Origin of the sequence: Acinetobacter sp. ATCC 27244, from assembly GCF_000156555.1 — a bacterium.
In the GTDB taxonomy this organism is placed as follows: Bacteria; Pseudomonadota; Gammaproteobacteria; order Pseudomonadales; family Moraxellaceae; genus Acinetobacter; species Acinetobacter haemolyticus.
Genome location: NZ_GG665951.1, coordinates 136705 through 158879, shown reverse-complemented (window position 1 = coordinate 158879; position 22175 = coordinate 136705). Strand labels below are relative to the sequence as shown.

The 22175-nt window shown below is 38.8% G+C and carries 24 protein-coding genes and 1 other RNA gene; 12 read left to right on the top strand and 13 right to left on the bottom strand.

Features of this window, described 5'->3' with window-relative positions:
- Positions 1-6: 6 nt before the first annotated feature.
- The 7 genes from hscA to HMPREF0023_RS04680 all read right to left on the bottom strand — a co-directional run bounded on the left by hscA (position 7) and on the right by HMPREF0023_RS04680 (position 5837).
- Positions 7-1866 carry a Fe-S protein assembly chaperone HscA gene (gene hscA / locus HMPREF0023_RS04710; protein WP_005082691.1) on the bottom strand — a complete coding sequence of 620 codons (1860 nt, stop codon included), beginning with the start codon at positions 1864-1866 and terminating at the stop codon, positions 7-9.
- Positions 1867-1904: 38 nt separating this feature from the next.
- A complete protein-coding gene (gene hscB, locus HMPREF0023_RS04705; RefSeq protein ID WP_005090085.1) occupies positions 1905-2423 on the bottom strand; it encodes a Fe-S protein assembly co-chaperone HscB in 519 nt (172 codons plus the stop codon).
- A 149-nt stretch (positions 2424-2572) separates the two neighbouring features.
- A complete protein-coding gene (gene iscA / locus HMPREF0023_RS04700) occupies positions 2573-2893 on the bottom strand; it encodes an iron-sulfur cluster assembly protein IscA (protein ID WP_005082695.1) in 321 nt (106 codons plus the stop codon).
- Between the two features lie 29 nt (positions 2894-2922).
- Positions 2923-3309: a Fe-S cluster assembly scaffold IscU gene (gene iscU, locus HMPREF0023_RS04695; protein ID WP_004639432.1), complete on the bottom strand. Its 387-nt coding sequence runs from the start codon at positions 3307-3309 to the stop codon at positions 2923-2925.
- Between the two features lie 79 nt (positions 3310-3388).
- Complete coding sequence (locus tag HMPREF0023_RS04690) at positions 3389-4606, bottom strand: IscS subfamily cysteine desulfurase (protein WP_005090087.1); 1218 nt, start codon at positions 4604-4606, stop codon at positions 3389-3391.
- A gap of 1 nt (position 4607) precedes the next feature.
- Positions 4608-5081, bottom strand: coding sequence for an Rrf2 family transcriptional regulator (locus tag HMPREF0023_RS04685; protein ID WP_004639430.1), 474 nt, complete (start codon positions 5079-5081; stop codon positions 4608-4610).
- A gap of 108 nt (positions 5082-5189) precedes the next feature.
- Positions 5190-5837: a hypothetical protein gene (locus HMPREF0023_RS04680; RefSeq protein ID WP_008941313.1), complete on the bottom strand. Its 648-nt coding sequence runs from the start codon at positions 5835-5837 to the stop codon at positions 5190-5192.
- Positions 5838-6050: 213 nt separating this feature from the next.
- Here HMPREF0023_RS04680 and HMPREF0023_RS04675 point away from each other — a divergent pair, with 213 nt between their 5' ends.
- From HMPREF0023_RS04675 to HMPREF0023_RS04665, 3 genes are all read left to right on the top strand, one after another.
- Positions 6051-6506, top strand: coding sequence for a phasin family protein (locus tag HMPREF0023_RS04675; protein ID WP_004639427.1), 456 nt, complete (start codon positions 6051-6053; stop codon positions 6504-6506).
- A 169-nt stretch (positions 6507-6675) separates the two neighbouring features.
- Entirely contained in the window at positions 6676-6948 is a 273-nt protein-coding gene (locus HMPREF0023_RS04670; protein ID WP_004639426.1) for an HU family DNA-binding protein, read from the top strand.
- Between the two features lie 139 nt (positions 6949-7087).
- Entirely contained in the window at positions 7088-8959 is a 1872-nt protein-coding gene (locus HMPREF0023_RS04665; protein WP_008941312.1) for a SurA N-terminal domain-containing protein, read from the top strand.
- A gap of 70 nt (positions 8960-9029) precedes the next feature.
- On the opposite strand, the gene HMPREF0023_RS04660 is transcribed toward HMPREF0023_RS04665, so the two are convergent.
- Positions 9030-9839 carry a YbgF trimerization domain-containing protein gene (locus tag HMPREF0023_RS04660; RefSeq protein WP_004639424.1) on the bottom strand — a complete coding sequence of 270 codons (810 nt, stop codon included), beginning with the start codon at positions 9837-9839 and terminating at the stop codon, positions 9030-9032.
- A gap of 328 nt (positions 9840-10167) precedes the next feature.
- Here HMPREF0023_RS04660 and ffs point away from each other — a divergent pair.
- An RNA gene (ffs, locus tag HMPREF0023_RS16065) (signal recognition particle sRNA small type) lies at positions 10168-10264 on the top strand.
- Between the two features lie 10 nt (positions 10265-10274).
- On the opposite strand, the gene HMPREF0023_RS04655 is transcribed toward ffs, so the two are convergent.
- From HMPREF0023_RS04655 to HMPREF0023_RS04640, 4 genes are all read right to left on the bottom strand, one after another.
- Positions 10275-10757, bottom strand: a complete 483-nt coding sequence (locus HMPREF0023_RS04655) for a regulatory protein RecX (protein WP_005082704.1) — start codon at positions 10755-10757, stop codon at positions 10275-10277.
- Positions 10758-10868: 111 nt separating this feature from the next.
- On the bottom strand, positions 10869-11912 hold the full coding sequence (gene recA, locus HMPREF0023_RS04650; RefSeq protein WP_005090091.1) for a recombinase RecA: 1044 nt from the start codon (positions 11910-11912) through the stop codon (positions 10869-10871).
- A gap of 171 nt (positions 11913-12083) precedes the next feature.
- A complete protein-coding gene (locus tag HMPREF0023_RS04645) occupies positions 12084-12512 on the bottom strand; it encodes an RNA-binding S4 domain-containing protein (protein WP_004639420.1) in 429 nt (142 codons plus the stop codon).
- Positions 12496-13197, bottom strand: coding sequence for an HAD-IA family hydrolase (locus HMPREF0023_RS04640; RefSeq protein ID WP_004639419.1), 702 nt, complete (start codon positions 13195-13197; stop codon positions 12496-12498). Before HMPREF0023_RS04640 ends, HMPREF0023_RS04645 begins: the two co-directional genes overlap by 17 nt.
- An 11-nt stretch (positions 13198-13208) precedes the next feature.
- Between HMPREF0023_RS04640 and HMPREF0023_RS04635 the strand changes: the two genes are divergently transcribed.
- The 4 genes from HMPREF0023_RS04635 (at position 13209) to HMPREF0023_RS04620 (ending at position 19150) form a co-directional block, all read left to right on the top strand.
- Positions 13209-14066 (top strand): 3'(2'),5'-bisphosphate nucleotidase CysQ family protein, encoded by an 858-nt coding sequence (locus HMPREF0023_RS04635; protein ID WP_004639418.1) that lies wholly within the window; start codon positions 13209-13211, stop codon positions 14064-14066.
- Positions 14067-14119: 53 nt separating this feature from the next.
- The gene (locus HMPREF0023_RS04630) at positions 14120-14854 is read left to right on the top strand and encodes a histidine phosphatase family protein (RefSeq protein ID WP_004639417.1); all 735 of its coding nucleotides are present in this window, start codon (positions 14120-14122) and stop codon (positions 14852-14854) included.
- Positions 14855-15021: 167 nt separating this feature from the next.
- Entirely contained in the window at positions 15022-17712 is a 2691-nt protein-coding gene (locus HMPREF0023_RS04625; protein WP_004639416.1) for a M66 family metalloprotease, read from the top strand.
- 163 nt (positions 17713-17875) lie between these two features.
- Positions 17876-19150, top strand: a complete 1275-nt coding sequence (locus tag HMPREF0023_RS04620) for a hypothetical protein (protein ID WP_004639415.1) — start codon at positions 17876-17878, stop codon at positions 19148-19150.
- Positions 19151-19242: 92 nt separating this feature from the next.
- Here the strand turns inward: HMPREF0023_RS04620 and rpsT are convergent, their stop codons facing one another.
- Entirely contained in the window at positions 19243-19509 is a 267-nt protein-coding gene (gene rpsT, locus HMPREF0023_RS04615; protein ID WP_004639414.1) for a 30S ribosomal protein S20, read from the bottom strand.
- A gap of 213 nt (positions 19510-19722) precedes the next feature.
- On the opposite strand from rpsT, the gene HMPREF0023_RS04610 reads away from it, so the two are divergent.
- The 4 genes from HMPREF0023_RS04610 to HMPREF0023_RS04595 form a co-directional block, all read left to right on the top strand.
- Positions 19723-20388: an NAD(P)H-binding protein gene (locus HMPREF0023_RS04610; RefSeq protein WP_004639413.1), complete on the top strand. Its 666-nt coding sequence runs from the start codon at positions 19723-19725 to the stop codon at positions 20386-20388.
- Positions 20389-20400: 12 nt separating this feature from the next.
- Positions 20401-20913, top strand: coding sequence for a ribonuclease E activity regulator RraA (gene rraA, locus HMPREF0023_RS04605; protein ID WP_004639412.1), 513 nt, complete (start codon positions 20401-20403; stop codon positions 20911-20913).
- Between the two features lie 12 nt (positions 20914-20925).
- Positions 20926-21714 (top strand): glutathione S-transferase N-terminal domain-containing protein, encoded by a 789-nt coding sequence (locus tag HMPREF0023_RS04600; RefSeq protein WP_004639411.1) that lies wholly within the window; start codon positions 20926-20928, stop codon positions 21712-21714.
- Positions 21715-21824: 110 nt separating this feature from the next.
- The coding region (locus HMPREF0023_RS04595; protein WP_004639410.1) for a hypothetical protein at positions 21825-22175 on the top strand (351 nt) is incomplete at its 3' end.

The following is a 22175-nucleotide window of genomic DNA, read 5'->3' as shown; positions in this document are numbered from 1 at the left end:
ATACCTTTAGTTTGAGTTTGACCAATCTTCAAGTTTTGTACCTTTTAAGGCATGGTCAATATGTCGGTTCATGCGAAGTGCAGCAAAGGCATCGCTGTGAGTTTTAAGTTGCTGAACAGCGTGTTCAATCGCTTCGAGTTCATCTGTTTTCAGACGAGCTTTCAAGGCTTCTGCAGCAAGAATTAAATCACGCGCTTGCTGCTGGGAGAGTAAATCTTTATCTACCTTTAGGGCTTGTTCTAAGGCTTCAAGTTCACGCTGAGCTTCAACTTTGGTTTCTTGCAAATGGCGAAGATTTTTGTCTTCTTCAGCATGCTGGAAACCCTCTACTAACAATCGCTCCGTGTCAGCTGCGGATAAACCATAAGAGGGTTTTATATCAATCTGCGCTTGTACACCAGAAGTCGTTTCTTTTGCAGATACGGTGAGTAAACCATCAGCATCCACTTGGAAGGTAACTTCGATACGAGCTTGACCAGCAGTCATTGGAGGAATGCCATGTAACACAAAGCGTCCAAGAGAGCGACAATGCTCAACGAGATCTCGTTCGCCTTGTACAACATGAATCAACATGGCAGTTTGCCCATCTTGATATGTGGTAAATTCTTGACGTCGTGCAACAGGAATCGCTGTATTGCGAGAAATTAAACGCTCAACTAAACCACCCATTGTCTCTAATCCAAGAGAGAGTGGAGTCACGTCTAGCAATAGTGAACCATCTTGACTATTACCAATCAATTGATTGGCAGTAATAGATGCACCGATTGCAACAACCTCATCTGGATTGATCGTACATAACGGTTCGCGTTTAAATAATTCACGTACTGAATTTTGTACAGCGTAAGAGCGAGTTGAACCACCAACTAACACAACATGTTCGATATCATCTAATTCAAGTTTGGCATCACGTAATACGCGTTTACATACACTTGCGGTTTTATCGAGTGCAACTTGAATAATTGATTCAAAAGTTTGACGATCTAAAGTTAGACGATCATCTAATAACTTTAATTCAGTTGATTCGTGATCCGTTAAATATTCTTTGGCTTGACGCGCAGCAACCACGAAAACAGCATATTCTTCATCACTTAGTGTCGTGATGTTGAGCTGTTTTTTTGCCCATTTTACGATTAAGCGATCAAGGTCATCACCGCCTAAGGCAGTGTGTCCGCCTGTCGCGAGAACTTCAAAAACACCTTGTGAAAAACGTAATATGGATACGTCAAATGTGCCACCACCTAAATCATAAATCACATAGTTTCGATCGGTACTTAGATTGGTTTCTTGATCAAGACCATAAGCGACTGCGGCGGCAGTTGGTTCATTGAGTAGGCGTAAAACATTCAATCCTGCAAGTTGTGCAGCATCGCGTGTTGCTTGACGTTGAGCTTCATCAAAATAAGCAGGAACAGTAATCACCGCACCATTTATGGGATTATTTAGACTCGCTTCTGCACGGTCTTTCAGTTGTTTTAAAATTTCAGCCGAAACTTCAACTGGTGTTTTTCGACCAGCAATAGTTTCAAAAGCAGGCATTTCATTTTCTGCACCAACAAGTGTGTATGGGTGCTGAAACTTAATATCAGCTTGCGAGCGACCCATAAAACGCTTTACAGAGACAACTGTGTTTTTGGGGTCAGTCAACATAAATGGTTTGGCTTCATAACCAAACGTAGTTGAGTCTTTCGCATAGTGAACAATAGACGGTAAAAGAACTCTGTCTTTGTCATCTTGTAGAACTTTCGGTTTTCCCGATAGCACTGTCGCCACTAAAGAGTGGGTTGTCCCTAAGTCGATACCGATCGCAATACGATGTTGATGCGGTGCGGTTGATTGACCAGGTTCAGCAATTTGCAAAAGTGCCATGCGTGAGATATCCCTTGAAAATAATCAGTAACAGCGGATTAAAAATCATCATCTAGATCAAAGCTTTCTTCTTCATCTAGCATACGATCTTCAGCTTTATCAATATCATTCATTACACGTTGGAAAAAACGTAATTTACGAACGGTATCGCGAGCTTCAGCCCAATCTTCATCGGCATAATCTAGTTTAAACTCTCGAATTAAGCCATCAATCCATTGCTGCACTTCGATTTTTAATGTCCGAAGTTGATCGGGCGATGCGGCTTCATCGAGTTGTTCGCGCATTTCAAGTGCTGATTGTAAGAACTCAAAATCACTAATGGACTGATCGAGGTGATGATCCTGCTTTTTTAAACTAAGCAAATATGCAGCGCGGCTATCAACCTGTGAAAGCACTTTATAGGCTTGATTGATGTCGCTAGACATAATCAAAGCTTGATCTTTATCACTCGCTTTGTCTGGATGATATTGCTGTTGCAAACTTAAAAATTGCTTTTTTAAAGCTGCTAAATCGATATCGAGTGCTTCTGGTAATTGGAACAACTCAAAATGATTCATGGGAGATGAATTCCGTTTTAAATCCCTCTCAACCTTCTTTACAAAAAAGGAAGGGCTTCACAAATTAAATGATGCTATATCATTTGTGGAAGTCCCCCTGTAAAAGGGGGATTCAGAGAGATTTTTGACTTTAGATAAAAATTGAATGATTAAACAGTAAATGATTCACCGCAACCACATTCACCTTTTTGGTTTGGGTTGTTAAACTCAAAACCTTCGTTTAGACCATTTTTTACATAGTCCATCTCTAAACCTTCGAGATAAACTAGGCTTTTTGGGTCTACAAAAACTTTGACACCAAATTGCTCAAATACTTCATCATGTGTGTCGACATCATCGACAAACTCAAGAACGTAAGCCAATCCAGAACAACCCGAAGTTTTCACACCAACACGAATGCCTTCACCCTTACCACGATTTTGCAGGTAATTGCTGATGTGAGTCGCAGCATTTTCAGTTAAATGGATCATGAAAACTCCAATGTATCTTCGGTAATCAATTAAGCTTTCGCTTTTTTGCCACGATAGTCTTCAATCGCAGCCTTAATTGCATCTTCAGCCAATACTGAACAGTGAACTTTTACTGGTGGAAGCGCAAGCTCAGTTGCAATATCAATATTCTTGATTGCTTGAGCTTCATCAAGCGTCTTACCTTTTAACCATTCGGTTACAAGAGAGCTTGATGCAATTGCAGAACCACAGCCGTAAGTTTTGAAGCGAGCTTCTTCAATTACACCATTATCATCAACTTGAATCTGTAAACGCATAACGTCGCCACAAGCTGGTGCACCCACCATGCCAGTACCTACATTTTCTGCATTTTTATCCAAAACGCCTACATTACGAGGGTTTTCGTAATGATCAATTACTTTTTCACTATAAGCCATGTCGCTTCTCCAAACCTCGGGGTCAGCCTAATATTAATATGAGGGTTTAAACGCTATTTTCAATGAAGAATTCAATGAATTAGTGTTCAGCCCATTCAACTGTAGAAAGGTCAATACCTTCTTTATACATATCCCAAAGCGGAGAAAGTTCGCGTAGTTTCTCTACAGCAGCTTTGGTGATTGTTAACACGTGGTCAATATCTGCTTCAGTCGTGTATTTACCAAAACTAAAACGGATCGAGCTGTGCGCTAACTCATCAGACAAACCTAAAGCACGTAAAACGTATGATGGCTCTAAAGTTGCAGATGTACATGCTGAACCACTAGATACAGCAACATCTTTGAGTGCCATCATCAATGATTCACCTTCAACAAAGTTGAAGCTGACATTAAGATAGTTTGCAACGTTGTGAGTCGGGTGACCATTCAAGAACACTTGTTCAAGGTCCTGTAAGCCATTCCAAAGTTTGTCACGTAATTTGCGAATACGTTCTTGTTCTGCTTGCATCATTTTTCCAGCAAGCTCAAACGCTTCACCCATACCAACAATTTGATGAGTCGCTAAAGTACCAGAACGCATACCACGTTCATGACCGCCACCATGCATTTGCGCTTTTAAGCGAACACGAGGGCTGCGACGAACAAATAATGCACCAATTCCTTTCGGACCATAAATCTTATGACCAGAAAAACTCATTAAATCAACCTTCATCGTAGAAAGATCAATTTCTACTTTACCAGCAGCTTGAGCAGCGTCGACATGGAAGAAGGTCTTGTTTGCGCGGGTGAGTTCACCGATTGCAGCGACATCTGTTACTGTGCCAATTTCGTTGTTCACCATCATCAGTGATACAAGGATAGTATCTGGACGTAAAGCCGCTTGAACCATTTCTGGGGTAATTAAGCCAGTACGTGGTTCTGGCTCTAAATAAGTAATCTCAAAGCCTTGTTCTTCAAGTTCACGGCAAGTATCTAACACTGCTTTGTGTTCGATTTTACTTGTAATGATGTGTTTGCCTTTAGAACCGTAGAATTGGGCAATACCTTTTAATGCTAGGTTATCCGATTCAGTCGCACCCGAAGTCCAAACGATCTCACGAGGATCTGCTTTGATAAGATTTGCGACTTGTTCACGTGCATATTCGGCTTTTTCTTCAGCTTGCCAGCCATATGCATGTGAGCGCGACGCAGGGTTACCAAAAGTCCCTTCGAACGTTAAACATTCCATCATACGTTCTGCAACTTCAGGCAGTACAGGAGTGGTTGCTGCGTAATCTAGATAAATTGGACGTTTCATGTCAAATACCTGTAACCGATAGAAGGGCTGAATCTAAACTTGGTGAGTTCTGACGTAACGCAACAGTTTGAACATTGTCACGCGCAATCAGGTCAGCAAGAGTGATTTTCGCAAGATAATCGGCAATATGGTGGGAGAGGTCTTGCCATAAGTCGTGCGTTAAACACATTGCGCCATTTTGGCAGTTACCTTTATGGTCACAACGCGTTGCATCGACAGTTTCATTTACGGCTTCAATGATTTCTAGCACAGTAATTTCACTTGCATTGCGTGCAAGGTGATATCCACCATTTGCACCGCGAACGCTTGAAACTAACCCGTGACGCTTAAGTTTTGCGAATAACTGTTCTAAATAAGCGACTGAGATGGATTGGCGTGCTGCTATTTCCGCAAGCGTGATCGTTTGTTCAGTTGGCTGCAAAGCTAAATCAAGTAGAGCAGTCACTGCGTAACGACCGCGAGTTGTTAGGCGCATGATTCGATACACATGAATAGACTAGATGTCTAAATTTTATGAATTCCGACTAAAATAGTCAAGTTTTTTAATTGCCATTATGCGTGTGAAAAGTAAAATATTTTGGAATTATTGTATCCACATATTATATACAAAAATGGCAACTAAAATAAAGCTTAGTGTCACAAAAGCAATATTGATCATACGTTGACGTTTTTGAAGTCGATGAATGCGATTTTGGTATTGTTTTACCTCAACCAATAACGTGTTGATTTCAGAGCGTTGTTGATCGATTTTTTCCAAAAGAGGAGCGATTCGATGTTGGGATGCGATGGTGTCAGCATCATCATCAAATGCATTAAACCATTGTCTCCAGTTCACCAAGATACTAGATAAGGTAAAGTGAGGAATGAGATCTGTGAATTGTTCGGCTAAAGTCGAATCTCCTAAAATACGAAGATTAGAAATACTTTTTTGATTATTTAGAACAAAAATTTTAATCAAATCGATCAGAGTGCAATTGATTTCAAGGTCAATTTTTCGATCCAAGGCTTTCATGTCAAACAGTAAACCTTTTTCCGTGAACTGAATGTAAAAGTCAAAGAAAGGAATATAGCTGTTAATTCGAATAGTAATTTTATCATCAATTAGCTTTTTCGCTTGCAAACGTAGCCCAGCATCATGCGTCAAGATGAAGGAAAAAAAAGTTTCTAAAACAATGATGACAATGTTTAGCAACAAATGCGGATGTTTATGTCTTTGTTGCGTATCAATCATAAATCTCTTTTTCCTTGCCAAAAAATAAATAACAAAACATCAAGTCTAGTAAATCTTGAGTATCCTTACCCAATTGTTAAAAATAATTTACATGACTATATTGCTTTGTAGAACAGTTTTTTAAAACGATCAAGTCCTAACTTTGATATTATAAAAACATTTTTATGGTTAAATACGACATGCTGTTTGTAACGAGCTTAGGAGTGATGGTTCATGGATAATACAAATATAGACAATGCTAGTGAAGATACTGAAGCAAAAACTAAGTCAAAATCAAAGAGTTCTAAGAAATCTGCGCTCGATTTTAAAAAGTATACACAACAAATCTGGCTAGCTGGTTTAGGCGCTTTTTCGCGTGCAGAAGAAGAGGGCAACAAATTATTCGACTCTTTAGTCAAGGTGGGTGAGGAGCTTGAGTCTAAAACTGTCGATTTTGCAGATAATACTGTCGGTAAGGTAACCGAGAAAGCAAAAGAATCGGTGACAGATACCAAAGATAAGGTCGAAAAGATTTTAGATAGTGGTGTAAATCACTCGCTGAATCGTATTGGTTTGGTGACACCAAAAGATCTTCAACATATCGAACAACTGTTAGTACAGCTTCACATTAAGGTGGACGCTTTAATTGAAGAAAATGATCAATTGAAGGCTAAATTGAATAAAAAGTAAAAAAATTGCAAGTAACTCGTCCGTTTATGTCGTATTTCGGTATTTATTTTAATTAAAAAAGCCTTTCTAGTATTGCGTTCTCCCCTAAAGCATTGCTATAAAGGCTGCATGGCCTTTTAAACTATAGCCTTGGATCTTAACAAACGATATTAAGAGGATATTTTTTATCATGAATAAATCAGAATTAATTGATGCGATTGCTGAAAAAGGGGGAGTGTCTAAGTCGGATGCTGGTAAAGCACTCGATGCGACAATTGCATCAATCACTGAAGCACTTAAAAAGGGTGATACGGTTACTTTAGTTGGTTTTGGTACTTTTAGCGTAAAAGAACGTGCTGCACGTACTGGTCGTAATCCTAAAACTGGTGAAGAGCTTCAAATCAAAGCAAGCAAAGTACCTAGCTTTAAAGCTGGTAAGGGTTTAAAAGATTCGGTTGCGTAATCTTTCTAAATCAATAAACGCACCATTTTGGGTGCGTTTTTTATTTATCCAATGAAAAAGTTAATTTGATCTTCATTCGGCATTCATTCACTTTGTTTTTTAAGTTAAAATTGCCCCGAAATTAAATATTGGAATATTTATGGAATCATTTCGTACGGTCATTAAAGGTTGGCTTGGCAAAGTCCTGTTAGTTTTGTTTTTGACCCCTTTAGCTCTTGTCGGTATTGAAGGATATTTTAGCGGTGGCAATAAAGCAGATGTTGCCAAATCGGTAAATGGTCAAGATATTTCTAATAAAGAATTAGAAAGTGCAATCAAGAATTATAAAGATCAATATTTGGCCTTGGTTCAAGGTGATGAGTCATTGTTGAATCTGTCAGCGATTCAAGAAAGAGCGATGGATGCACTTGTGGCACGTAGCTTATTGTCTCAGCAGGCTGAAAAACTGGGTATCTCTTTGAGTGATGCGCAACTTGAACAGATGTTGGCGCAGCAACCAAGCTTTCAGCAAAATGGACAATTCTCGCAACAGCTTTATGAAAACTATCTACGCTCAGTTGGTTTAACGAATCAGGCTCTCATTTCGAGTTTGCGTCAAGATCATGCTCTTAAAATGATCTCATCGAGTCTGATAGACAATGCATTGGTAAGTAAGTCTGATTTACAGCAACTTGCTAATTTGCAAACAGAGCAACGTACATTGCACTTGGCAAGCATCAAGCTAGATGATTATAAAAAGGGTGTTACAGCATCAACTCAAGAAATCACTGACTACTACAACAAGCATAAAAATGAATTCAAGCAAGTTGCAAGTGTTGATGTGGATTATGTGGTTTTAAGCCCAGCATTATTAGAACAAGCTAATTTAGCTGTTACTGATGCAGACTTACAACAGGCTTATGCAGCGTTTGTAGAAAAACAGCAGCAAAGTGTGAAGCGTGAAGTGAAGCATATCTTAGTAACGACGGATGAGCGTGATGATGCTGCAGCACAGAAATTGATTAATGATGTTTACGCGAAAATTCAATCGGGTATGACATTTGCTCAAGCTGCAAGCCAATATTCGGAAGATCCGAGTTCTAAAAATCAAGGTGGTTTGGTAAGTGCTTATGCGCCTGGAGCTTTCTCTGCTGATTTTGATAATGCTGTAAACACTTTAAAAAATGGTCAGGTTTCTAAGCCTGTAAAAACGCAGTATGGTTATCACATTATTGAAGTGCAGGTACCAACAGTAAATATTCCGTCATTTGAATCAGAAAAAGCACGTCTAACTGCTGAAGTTGAGAAAACTAAAGCCGCAAATCTGTTTAGTGATACGGTCAACAACTTAAACGAAATGGTTGTGGGGAGTGATTCACTAGAGGTTGTTGCACAAGAAGTCAAAGCTGCACGTGTTGAATCTGCAAAAGCGATTACTTTGGCAACACAACATCCTATCTTGAGTGATTTGAATGTCAAAGTGAAACTATTCAGTGATGATGTGAAAAATGGTGATCGTAATGCATCATCAAATATTCAATTGGCGAATGGTGATTCAATCTGGATTAAAGTTCGTGATTATCACCCAGCAGGAATTAAACCATTATCTGAAGTGACTACTGAAGTTAAAGCGAAGGTAGTAGAACAGAAAGCCTATAAAGCTGCTCAGGCAAAAATGGCATCTATCCTTGCTGATTTCAAAACTCAACCTGCTGCACAAGTTGTTGCGAAGTCACAAGTCAATTTTGAGAATGCAGGTACTTTTGCTCGCTCACATGGTTTAAAGCGTGCGATTGAACGTGCTGCATTTAGCATTCCTGCGCCAAGTAAGGAAGGGATGTGGTCTGCAACAACGGCGAAATTGCCAAATGAACTCGTTATCGTTGCTGTTTCAAATGTAGACAGTAGTGTGGCGAGTAGCTTGCCAGAAAAAGAGTTGTTGGAATTAAAACAGTTGTATCAACAATTCCGTGGTCAGCAGGTTCTAGAAGACTACACGGCATATTTAAAATCTCAAGCCGACATCAAGTAAGCTTGATTTGATCGCGATAAAAAAGCCAGTTCAATGAACTGGCTTTTTTATGACTACTGTGCTCGAGTTTTTATTTTTTCTGAATAAACTTTGCTTCTTCAGATTGAGGGTATTGAGCTAGTAGCTTGGTTCTGTATTGGTTAGCTTGCGCTGTATTTTTATCGACTTCCTTTGCAATGCTGTAGAGCTGATATAAGGCACGAGATGCGCGAGCTGAGTTTGGGTATTGATTCACAACAGTCGTGTAATTTTGTTTTGCTGCTGTGTAATTTACGGGTTCTACTGCGAGGTAAAATTCTGCAAGCCAGAAGTATGCATTACCGATATAAATACCATTTGGGTGGTTTTTGATAAAGTTCTGCATCGGTTGGATAGCTTGTTTTGCACCGCCTTGTTTATAAGCATCTAACGCGACAGTGTACGCAGCTTTCTCTAACTCGATTTGGTTGTTCACATTCATATTGGATGCAGCGGGGCTTGGCTGCGATTGTGCTGTCGTAGCTGTGCTTTGTGTAGCTGTATTATTTGAAAGTGGCTGTGAAGCATCAATTGGCTCTTCAGTATTTTCTTCTGGTGGATCAATTTTCTGAGACAGTAGCTCTAAGCGTTGATCTAAATCGGTATAGCGGTTAGTAAGTTCTTTTTTTAATTGCTCAATCGCGTTGTCATGCTCTTCTAATTGACCACGTAATTTACGTACTTCTTCTTCAAGACGTTGATTTTTTTGGATGAGCTCCCAGTTTAAATTAGAGCCGACATTTGTGGTATTACTGCTGCTGGCAGTCTGTTGGCTAAGTGCACGAGATTCAATTGGAATATTGGCATATACATATGCACTGCTGAGTAACGCAACAAAGAGTACAGAATGCTTTTTTAGCATGAAAATCTATCCATTCAGTTGAAAATTAAAGCTGTGAGCGAATCAGTCTCCACTTTTTTACAGACTAGCACACAGCAAATATGCATTTTGATTTAGTCATTAAAACAGCAACTCATTTAAATGCAATAAGCATTTACAATCTTCAAGCACTTTTGAAGAGAATTGCTTGGTTGTTGTTTAATCTTTGTACATTATTGAAGCTTACTAAATGAAAGCTTTAACTTATTGTTGAGTAATTAGGCAGTTGAACGGAAAACTCACTGAAAAACAGAGACAAGTCTTGCAACTCGAGTAAAAATCTCTATACTTTGTCAGGCAATGGTAGCCCTGCTGGTAGCTTCGCAATTGTACTCTATGAACCCCGCCAGGACCGGAAGGTAGCAACGGTAGTAGAACTATGATGTGCCGAAATCTTGCTAGTAGGGTTGCCACCAATTATTCTTCTTCGCTCGTTCGAGCAATTGCTTTTAAAATTACCCCCATATCAAAACCGCGATATTGTAAAAATCTAATTTGTTTTGCTTTGAGTTTTGGGTCCTTTGTAACGTCTTCACCAAATTTTTTTACTTTAAGTTGGTAGGCTTGATCTAGCCAATCCACTTCTTCAAGTTCTTCTGCTATTAATTCTGCATCTAGCTGTTTCGCCTTAAGTGCTTGTTTAATGCGTTGTAAGCCTTTTCCTTTACGAATTTGGCTTGATAGGGTTAAAGCTGCGACACGTTGATCACTCTGATAATTTTTTTCTGCTAGCTCTGTTACTAAAATTGCAACTTCATTTGGATCAATTGCATATTGATTTAGCTTTTCGGTTAATTCTGCTTGTGAGTAATCTCGACGTGTCAATAATGCAAAGGCATATGACCTGAGTCTTTGACCTGTGAGTGTTTTCGGTTTGTCATTTTTTGTCGTGCTAAACATGGCTATTAATTCAATGGTGATTTATTTACGGCTATTCGTGATTTATTCTGAGGCAGATTACCTTGGGTTTAAATGATAGACGAAAAGAAAACGCCCCGAAGGGCGTCTAGTTTAGCTTTCTAGAAGATCTAGCTCATCTTCTTCCACTGCTGCGGCTTCGTTGTTGTTCTTTGTTAGAAGCTGTTCACGAATAAGCTTTTCAATTTCTTGTGCCATTTGTGGGTTTTCTTCAAAATGGCGGATGACATTATTCTTACCTTGACCGATTTTATTGCCTTGATAAGAGTACCAAGCACCTGCTTTTTGAACGATATCTTGTTGAACTGCGAGATCAACCAGTTCACCTAGTTGATTTGTACCTTTACCATACATGATTTGGAACACTGCTTCTTTGAAAGGCGGTGCCATTTTATTTTTAACAACTTTAACGCGAGTTTCATTACCGGTGATTTCATCACCTTCTTTCACTGCACCGATACGGCGGATGTCTAAGCGTACAGATGCATAGAATTTAAGTGCATTACCACCAGTCGTTGTTTCAGGGCTACCAAACATAACGCCAATCTTCATACGGATTTGGTTAATGAAGATCACCATACAGTTTGAGCGCTTCGCATTACCAGTGATTTTACGCAATGCCTGACTCATCAAACGTGCTTGTAAGCCCATATGTGAATCGCCCATTTCGCCTTCAATTTCCGCTTTAGGGGTGAGGGCTGCAACGGAGTCGACAACGATAAGATCAATTGCGCCAGAACGAACCAGCATATCTGCAATCTCTAATGCTTGTTCGCCATTATCAGGTTGTGAAACCAACAAGTTGTCAATATCTACGCCTAATTTACGCGCATATTCAGGGTCTAAGGCATGCTCTGCATCGATAAATGCACATGTACCACCAGTTTTTTGGCATTGAGCAATGGCTTGCAAAGTCATTGTGGTTTTACCAGAAGATTCTGGTCCATAGATTTCGATGATACGCCCTTTGGGTAAACCACCAATACCAAGCGCAATATCAAGTGTTAGAGAACCCGTTGATACAGCTTCAACTGCTTGTACGGTATTATCACCTAAGCGCATCACTGTGTTTTTACCAAATTGTTTTTCAATTTGGCTTAAAGCGGCTTGTAACGCTTTACTTTTATTATCATCCATCTCAAAACCTCAAAACTTTATATTCTTAACGACTAACCCAAGTGGATGTACTGAATCTCAACTTGTTGGGACTTGGGTATAGTGGCAGATTCTCGTTATTAATTCCACATCTGATCTATGTCAGTACGACACAAAATGACGCGCCCAAATTGAGAAAATCTCAATCCCATCTTATTCATCATGATAAGACCATGACTGAGCATTTTCATGTTTAAAACGATTGATATCACGACGATCTTTTTTACTTGGTCGGTGATCTGGTCGCGCTAGATTATGCAGCTTTCGCTGTGATGCATGCAACTCTCGGCGCTCAATACTTTCTGTTGTTTCTTCATAAAGCTGTTGTGCGATTGGGGCTCCACCACGAACGGACGAAAGTGCTTTGACTACTACGGTTTTTTTATCAAAACCTTGCTGGATGGTAAGCTGCATGCCAATACGTACATCGCGAGAAACTTTTACGCGTTCATTATTGTGATGTACCTTACCACCTTCGATAGCTGCTTTGGCGATAGAGCGTGTTTTAAAAAAACGTGCTGCCCAAAGCCATTTATCAATTCGCATGGCATCCATGCTTTCTGCTTCATGCTGTTTTGGCATCTGTTACCTGTGTGTCGGGTTCAAGATAATCTAGGAGTTCTGTGAGATGATCGAGAGCAAGATATTCTAGTTCTGTCGCGATGCGAGCGGGTTTACTGCTCGAAGGTTGTAAAATGCTATATAACTGTGTGATTCCAAATTTCTCAGCACCTCTTAATACAGCAACTGTATCATCAACAAAGACGGCATTTACTGGATCAAATGCGTGTCGCTGTTGTAGGGCTTTCCAGAAATTGACATCTTCTTTTGCAAAACCCAATTCTTCACTACTGATCATCACTTCAAAATAAGGGCTCAGTGCTACATTTTCAAGTTTCAGTTGTAAACCAGCTTGGTCTGCATTGGTTAAAAGCCAACAACGATAGCCTTGAGCATTGAGCTGTTCTAATAATTCATGGCAACCAGAACGTGCTTTAATTTTTTCTTGATGTTCATACTGTAGTTGCAACGTGTCGACACCAACTTTGGTCGTCCAGTACGCCGAAGAATACCAAGATAGTGTATGCTTATGCTGTTGGTAAAATTGAAATAGTGTTTGTTGACTTTGTGCCAGACTACATTGATGGACTTGCGCATGTCGTTCAGGCAAACAATCGTTCCAGATAAAATCATCAAAAGCTAAATCAAGTAATGTGCCATCCATGTCAAACATGATGATTGGCTGTTGTAAATCTGAATATGACATAAGGTTAATCTATGTTTGTTAAAACGCTTGCCCCACAAGACAACTTTATTTTGCAACTTGTCCCGGTTATGGCGCAGGCTAGTCAAATATTACTGGAAGAATATCAAAATTATTGTGCGGGTGGTGAGTTTAATATTCAGGAAAAAATAGATGATTCACCAGTGACACAAGCTGATTTAAAGGTAAATCGTTTTATAATCAAGAAACTTGCCGAACTAACGCCTGATTTGCCAGTATTATCAGAAGAAAGCGATTACTCAGCACGTAAAGACTGGGAACGCTGTTGGATGCTTGATCCACTGGATGGGACAAAAGAGTTTATTCATGAACGTGATGAGTTTACGATCAATTTAAGTTTGATTGAAAACCATGAAACGACATTTGCTATTATTGCAGTGCCATGTGAACAAGTCATGTATATCGGCTATCGATCACAATTACCCTATAAGTATAGTTTTAGTAGACAAGAATGGTTTCAGTATCAGGTGGAATCACATTCATTAACGGCACCCGTACAAATCGGTTTGAGTCACAATAGCAAAAACCCTAAATATAAAAATTTTATTGAACCGATTTTACAGCACCGAGAAGTTACGCGACGTGAAGCTGGCAGTGCCTATAAATTTTGTATGATGCTTGAAGGCGAGATTGATATATATCCACGATTTCATCCAACCTCAGAATGGGATACCAGTTCAGGACAAGCATTTTTGGAAAGTATTGGAGGTGGTTTGATGACATTAGAAGGAAAACCATTTCAATACAATCAGCGTGAAACAGTATTAAACAATGGCTTCATTGCATTTAGAGATCAAGACTATAAAACAATTGCTTATAATGCATTGCGCCTGTCAGGTATTTTAGATTGAGTGTTATGCTGCTCATGGTATAGTGAGTTAAGTTCTCATTTAAACGATTGAATATGGCCTTGCACTTATTACCCAAAAGCATGTTTGAAGCGATTGATTTACTTCCAGAAGCTTCGACGCCTGTAACGCTATTTACGCGTCATTCTTTGCGTGAATTGGTGAATGGGAAGGGTTTGGCTGGCTATGATTTGCAATTGACTGAACAAGGGCGTGAACTTGCCTATGCTTGGGGGCAATATTTAATTAAGAATACGGATCGAGCGATTCAACATTGCATCTCAAGTCCTATTCAACGATGCGTGGATACAGCTGCTTTGATGATCGAAGGGGCAGATGTAGTTCATAAGTTAGTGAATACTCATACGATAGAGATCGTTGAGCAGCGTTTATTAGTCGAACCAGGTAGTTTTGTGCTTGATATACAGCAAGCAGCTCCTTATTTTCGTAAACAAGGGGCATTAGGTTTTATCAATAGCTTTGTGAATAACGCCTTGCCTGGCATGAAGCATCCAATCACAGGTGTTTTTGACGTGTTGGAGTTGCTATATCACACTCATCCTACACATCAGCATGGTTTAAGTTTAGCCGTCAGTCATGACACCATACTTGCAGCGATTATTGCAGTAATCTCAGGCAAGAATCAAATTGAGCAAGCGGATTGGCCAGATATGATGGAAGGTTTATTCGTGTGGTTTGAGGGGGAAGATTTCGCAAATAGCAAACTTAAATGGATTTGGCGTGGTCAGAGAGAAGAGTTGCTGATTAAGCATTTTCATGATCCTTCATAATCAATAAAACTATCATTTTAGAAATTAGTTTTCCTTAGTTTTTATTAAATTTCCCCTGTGGTTTGTTTTAGGTTATATTGTTATAACTATATGATTTTTATAAATTAACTAAATCACATAATTTGTTTTTAACGATAAGTTATCGTGTTTATATTTGGGGAAATGTGATGCAATTACGCCTAAAGTATTTAGCTGTTTGTCTGCTGCCTGCTACTTTATTTGCCTGTGGTGGAGGTGGAGGGGACGCAGGTGACAAAAATAAAAGTGAAAATACCACCATACCTCCTGTTATAAATAAATACCCTGAACCAACGAAAGATGTGGTCGATGATTCTATTATTGGGTTCTACGATTATGATAAATCTGAACAAACACGCGTATTAAGAAATGATTTAAATGGAGATTTCATGGCGATGGTGCAATTTGCACAAAGTCATGTGGTGAATCCAAAAAATAATGAAAAAGATTGGATGCCGAGACTTACGGCTGAAAAAGAAGCTCTTTTATTGGTTACACCTCTGGCTGATATGGGTGACATTCAAGCTTTACAAGCAGAGATTTATGATGGTCAGAAACGTTTAAGAGCGATAGATTTAATTGAGCCGACACGAATTCCAGCATCAGATCAATCTAACGCCGATGGCCGCCCAAAGGTAAGCTATTCAAAACGAGCATGGAGTGCAGCATTAAACTGGGATGAAATTCGAGCAGGTTTAAACATCCGAATTATAGATCCTACGAATAATCGTGTTGGTGATTTGCCGGCAGAAAATATTGATTTTGCTGTACCTGGCGAATTGGTGCTTCATAACATTCGACTGGGATTGCTCACTGAGCCACCTAAATCAACAGGTCACTATATGTTATTAGAACCTGCAAAAGCGGGGACGGACTATTTTCAAACGATTCCAGCTGCACGTATGGTGGTCGCGAAGTATGATGATTTAAAGCTAGTTAAAGTAATGGTTGCTAGTGGCGTTATTTACGATGCAGCTAGCGACACTGCGGGTGACGTATATAGTGGTGATATGCGTGAAAATACAGCAAAATCTACTTTTGGTGTTGGTATTAATCTCGCTAACTGGGGGATTACCAGTGCATCTATGGCAAGCCAAGAACAACCACAACTTACGCAAAGCGTTGTTGCTCACCATGCTCGTGGTAAATATAGCAATGGTGATGTCACACACGGTTTGAGTGGTGGAAACGGTATGCTGACTTTGATTGATTCGATTGGTAACGAATTTAGTCATGAAATTGGACATCACTATGGCTTGGGGCATTATCCGGGTTCTGTAGGAGACAATATGTTTTGGGCAGCGCATCATGCGGATAGTGGTTGGGGATATATTGCTTTTCGAAATAAGATGCGTGGTAATTTAAATTGGACGTCGACTAAATTATCTGATGGTAAAAATGGTGTACCTAACTTCTTGAATCAATATGCTTATGGTTGGGATGCAATGTCAGGTGGTGGTAGTGCAAGCAGTATCTCAAAATATACGCACTATACTGGTTATAGTACCTATTTAAAGATTCAACCTGCTTTTGATCGTCATGTTTGGGATGAGTCTTCTCCAACAGGTTATAAAAAATGGAATACGATAACTCGACAAATGGAAGTATCACAGCCCAAAGTGCCTTCTTCGAAAAATGTTTGGTATAACAGCACGGATGGGAACTATTTGAAACCACGGTTGTTTGGTGTTCCCGTTTATACGATCTTAGGGGGTTATGATCCGGTCAATCAGGTCGGATTGATTTATCCTGCGGCAAAAGGTAATTGGGGAAATGTATTTAACTTATCTCAAGTTGATACAAATGCTAAGTCGGCAAATTGTTGGCTTAATATTCAATTTCCTAAAAGTTCTCAGAATATAGCTTTAGCGCCACAGCGCGTAAATGCTGGAAGTAATGCAAATAAATTCCACATTAATCTTGCACAAGTTGATGCACCTCAAACTGTGAATTTGTATTGTAGAAAAGCAAATGAAGATGCAAAACTACTATCAAGTATTACAATACCCGCATATGAGGTAGTATCAGATCCGTATGTGGAAATTGGCAAACAAGCTGGTTATTCGGCGCTTAGGGCAATTGAGTTACCACGACTTGAACAGGCTTTGCTTGCCAATAAAGGTCGAGTGGTGATGACGCTTTCGGCTGAGTCAAAGTTATTGCTAGAAACCTATCAATCATTTATAGGGCAATTGTCTGCTGACGCTCAGAAGGAAATGCTTCGTTATAATCAGCAGCAAGAAAAAATGTATCGCTTGAATCGCTGGATGAATGTTTATTCTTCAGACTTGCATAAGACTGAACCCGAAGCTGTACAGGCCTTCAATGGATTTGTTGAGAAACTTGGCTTAACCAATGATTTAGAACTCAGTTCTGCGACTCCATTGATGAATAGAACCCATTGCCTTAAAGCTGAGCAATTAGAAAGTGGCGTCTTAAATACTTATATAAGTGGTGCAGCTGGCTGTTCAGGGGATGATTCTGAAAAATGGATTTATGATGCCAATGGCAAAATTCATAATAAGAAATATATAGGCCAATGTTTAACTACTAGTGCGGGTAATGTTGTTAATTTATTGCCATGCGGTAATTTAGCAAATCAGATTTGGACAGTTGATCCTGCTGCACAGGCCATTAAGCAATCCAACCAATGTTTCGATTTGGAAGGTGGTTATTTGACCAATAATCGAGCACGTCTGATTCGCTATGCTTGTACGGGAGGTAGCAATCAAAAGTGGACGATTCCATTGGTCAACAATAGCTTAATACTTGCAGAGTTAACTGCAAAAAATTTAGTGTTAGCGGAACCGTTGTTAAGAAAAGATGGATTAAAAAAATAGAAGTTTTTTATCCATCTTAGGATGAATCATAGTTGCAAGCAGGGTCTATTTAAGTATGAATAGACTCTGCTTATAAAATTAAAAAATTACTTTTAAAAAAACAAAAAATTCGTCATTATGTATCAATAAAAAAGATAAATTAGACACATAACTGGATAAAAACATGTCATCAAACACGATTTATTTGTGGGAACCTGAAATATTTACGGGTAAAGTTCCTGCAGAAGATGATTCTTATCAAGTGGCATTTGAATTGCATCAACAATATTGCCATACGCCGAGTCATGGCAGAACATTGCTTAGATGGTTGGATTATGTTGCTGATAAGATTAGTGATCCCCAATATCAATGTTTTTTTTCAGTACAAGTTCAACAATGGTTGGATCATGTTCAGCAACAATTTTCCGAGAACTTATGTGCGATTATGCCGATCGATGGGTTTATGTTGGATACGACTCAAAACGATGCGATATATCGTGTTTTTTATGAGGCAGTACATGAAACTGGTGTAGGGTTTTATGAGCCTAATTTTAATATTTGGGCAATTGGTGAATTGCAGTCACCTGAAAATGCTGTAGAGCATATGCTACAACCTTATTTATTAGAACCATTAGATGTGCAAAGTCTAAAACTTGAACAAACAGAGACAGTTGCAGCTTGGCAAATGCCTGATTTTCAAATCCCGCATAATATGGCTGCTGCTGAACAATTCATGTGTCAGTGGTTTGAGCAGCAGACATACACTAAAGATCTAAAACTCGATGTTTTTAATATCGCGCATGATTACATTTCTAATTGGGGTAATATTGGGCGACCTGAATTAGCATTGGATACAGGGTATCGTTGTTTTTTATTAACACAAAAACAGATTGGTGTTTTTTATCAATTAAAAATGGTGCTTAGAAAGCTAACGGTCAGTCCAATGCTATCGTTTGCTATGGATTTTACAGATCGTTTTATTTCGCAGTATTTGCAGGAACAGTTATCTGAACGCTTGATCTTTCGTTTACGCTCTATGGATATTTATCATTATTCAGAAGATAAAGGGAGCTCAGATTTATGTTTTTCTTTGATTGGACGTTGGGATACTGTTTCGGATATTCAGGATTTTCTTAAAAATTTAGATGCGTATATTAATTTTATTTTTTTCCATTTGGGCCAAGGTAAGTTAGATGCATTACAGGCTTGGGCATATGGTGATATGCCTGCTGGTTTGATGATTGATATGGATTTTCGTTTTGAGCTAATGATGTTTGCATTGAGCTTGGATGAGGAATATCTAATTGAACGTTATGAAGAATACAGGGAACAATTTACACGAAGTAATGCGCGCGCACATGATCTAGGTCTATTGGAAGAGAGTTATAGTTTTTGTCAAAAGTTAATGAAAATTGTAGAAAGTGAGGGGACTGCTTTAAAACCTTATGTTCGAGGATAATAAATTTAAGCTTAGACACTTAATCAGCTATTTTTACTAAAATTAAAACAATAAAAAAGTCCGATAATTCGGACTTTTTTATATGCAGCAAATTAGTTAGCTAATGCTTTAATTTGAGCATTTAAGCGGCTCTTGTGACGAGCAGCTTTGTTTTTGTGGATGATGCCTTTATCAGCCATACGGTCGATTACAGGAACAGCTGTTTTATAAGCTTCTGAAGCAACAGCATAATCACCAGCAGCGATCGCGTTTACTGTACGCTTGATGTAAGTACGAACCATAGAACGCAAGCTTGCGTTGTGTTTACGTGCTTTAACGTTTTGACGAGCACGTTTTTTAGCTTGAGCAGAGTTTGCCACTCGTGCACTCCTTGAAAATAAGTTGGTCTGGGCGGGCTGAAGTTAAAACCAATACAATATTAGCAACATTCACCAGCCCGTAAACAAGTGCCATATTTTGAGGAAACTATGCCGTGAAGTCAAGTCTTGTCATGTTTTTAAGTGCATTTAACAGGTGATAATCTTAAAAGAAAACGTTACATTAATCTCAATGATCAATCGGAAGAACTATAAATGAGCAAAGCAGATAAAAAAGCAATTATTATTGGCGCAACTGGCTTGGTTGGTCAGGCATTGGTCAGTGAGTTGCAGCAGTCAGATAGTTTTGAAACTATAACGGTTGTTGTTAGGAAAAAATTAGATACATTAGATAGTTATAGTAAAGTTAATCAACTAGTGATTGAAGATTTCTTGTTGTTGAATGATGAAGATGTGAATACATATACGCACGCATTTAGTTGTTTGGGGAGCACGATCAAAAAGGCAGGATCTAAAGAGGCTTTTTATGCAATTGACTATGAGATCAATGCGCATTTTGCAGATTTAATTCAAGATAAAAATATTCATTTTTTGATTGTAAGTGCCTTAGGTGCGAACGCAAATTCACCTGTTTTTTATAATAAAGTCAAAGGTGAATTAGAAGATTATTTAAAAAGTCTGTCAATTTTTAAGCTTTCGATATTTCAACCTTCACTTTTGATCGGAAAACGTAGTGATGTACGATTGTTAGAAGATATGGCACAGACAGCCTTTAAATTGATCGAAAAAAAATGGACGAAGCCGTTTAAATTTAAGCCTGTCACAGCCGAACAATTGGCGCATACTATGGTGGTTGCAGCACAAACACAGTCCGCTGCATTTAAACTGTATGATAATTTAGCGATACAACAAACCCAATAATGGAGAGCTTAAATGACAACTGTACCTTTTGTAACGTGCGATTTGTTAGATGATAATCCTGAAAAGAACTTACAAGTGGTGATTCCTTCTTTAGATGGTAAATTCTTTAAAAGTTATGGAGCACGTAAAAGTTTTGGTGGTGAAGTTGTTACGGTTAAATGCTTTGAAGATAACTCAAGAGTGAAAGAGCTATTGGCAACAGAGGGTACTGGTAAAGTGCTTGTTGTGGATGGAGGGGCTTCAATGCGTTGTGCGTTGATGGGAGATATGATCGCTGAGTCGGCTGTAAAGAATAAATGGAATGGTGTGGTGATTTATGGTTGTGTGCGCGATGTAGATGCACTCGCAGAACTTGATTTGGGTGTTCATGCATTGGCAGCAATCCCTCAAAAAAGTAATCGCAAAGGCATTGGTGAGGTTGACAGTACGCTGTATTTTGGTGGTGTAACAATCAATTCTGGTGATTATATCTATGCAGATAACAATGGAATTGTGATTGCCAAAGAAAAATTAGTCGACTGCTAAAAGGATAAAACAATGCTTAAAATGGTGAGCCATCAATTTAAAGTTTTACAATCAGTAGCTGCAACACTTATCGAAGGTGGGCGTGGTGTGTCAGGAACACCATTTCCGAATCAGCCTGAAAAACCAATCAAGCTATATGAATTTGAAGGTTCACCATTTTGTCGACGTGTTCGTGAAGTCATTACGCTTCTGAATTTGGATGTTGAAATCTATCCATGTCCTAAAGGCGGCGAAAAATACCGTCAAATCGTAAAGCAAAAAGGTGGGAAAAAGCAGTTTCCATTTTTAATTGATAAAAATACGGGTGATCAGTTATACGAATCACAAGACATTATTCATCATTTATTTAAGCATTATGGAAAAACGGGGCAAACTCCAAAAAAATATAGTCATTATCCTAAATTACCGTATGTTTCGACTTTGGCTACTGTTGCAAATGCAGCTCGTGGTGTTTGGATTAATAAGAAAATTACTCATCGTCCAGCGCCAGAACAGCTTTTAGAGCTGTGGAGCTTTGAGGCGAGTCCATATACACGTTTGGTTCGTGAAGTATTGTGTGAATTAGAATTGCCTTATGTTTTACATAATGTACCGAAAGAGCGCTGGCAAGATATGGGACCTGCGGTTTTGCGGTTAAAACCAGGAAAATATATTCCATTGCCAAATGGTAAGCGTGAAAAGGCTGTTGAAATCATGGGGCGTGATATTCAGGTTCCATATTTGGTTGATCCGAACACGGGTGTGAAAATGTTTGAATCAGCTAAAATTGTTGAATATCTAAAGAGACAGTACGGACAATAAGCTTTGAAAAAGCACCTTTAAGAAGGTGCTTTTTTGTATCATTTGGTTGTTGCATTCATGATTGTTTTGCAGGTTAAATACTTTAGTAAAAATTGTGATGTGATCAACTCATGTTAAGTCAGTTATCTAGTTTATTCAAAAGCTCAAAAGAAACACCAGAACAATTGTTTTTGAAAGAGCATGCTTTAGCCTTTGATACGGAACATGGCACTATATTAAATGGTGTAAAACTGAATGAATTGGGTTTTCGCCTTGAGTATTTTTCAAATCGAAAATTAGATCACTTTGATGATTTGGCAAAGTTGTTTGAAATCAGCCCACAGATAAATGAAAAAATTGATTTAGAAATTCATTCGCAACGTTTTGTTGAACGTTTGGGGAATACAGAAGAAAATCTCAAAGAGTTGAAACAAATGATCAAAATTTTGAATGATTATTACGTGAAGTTTAAAAGAGCTAAA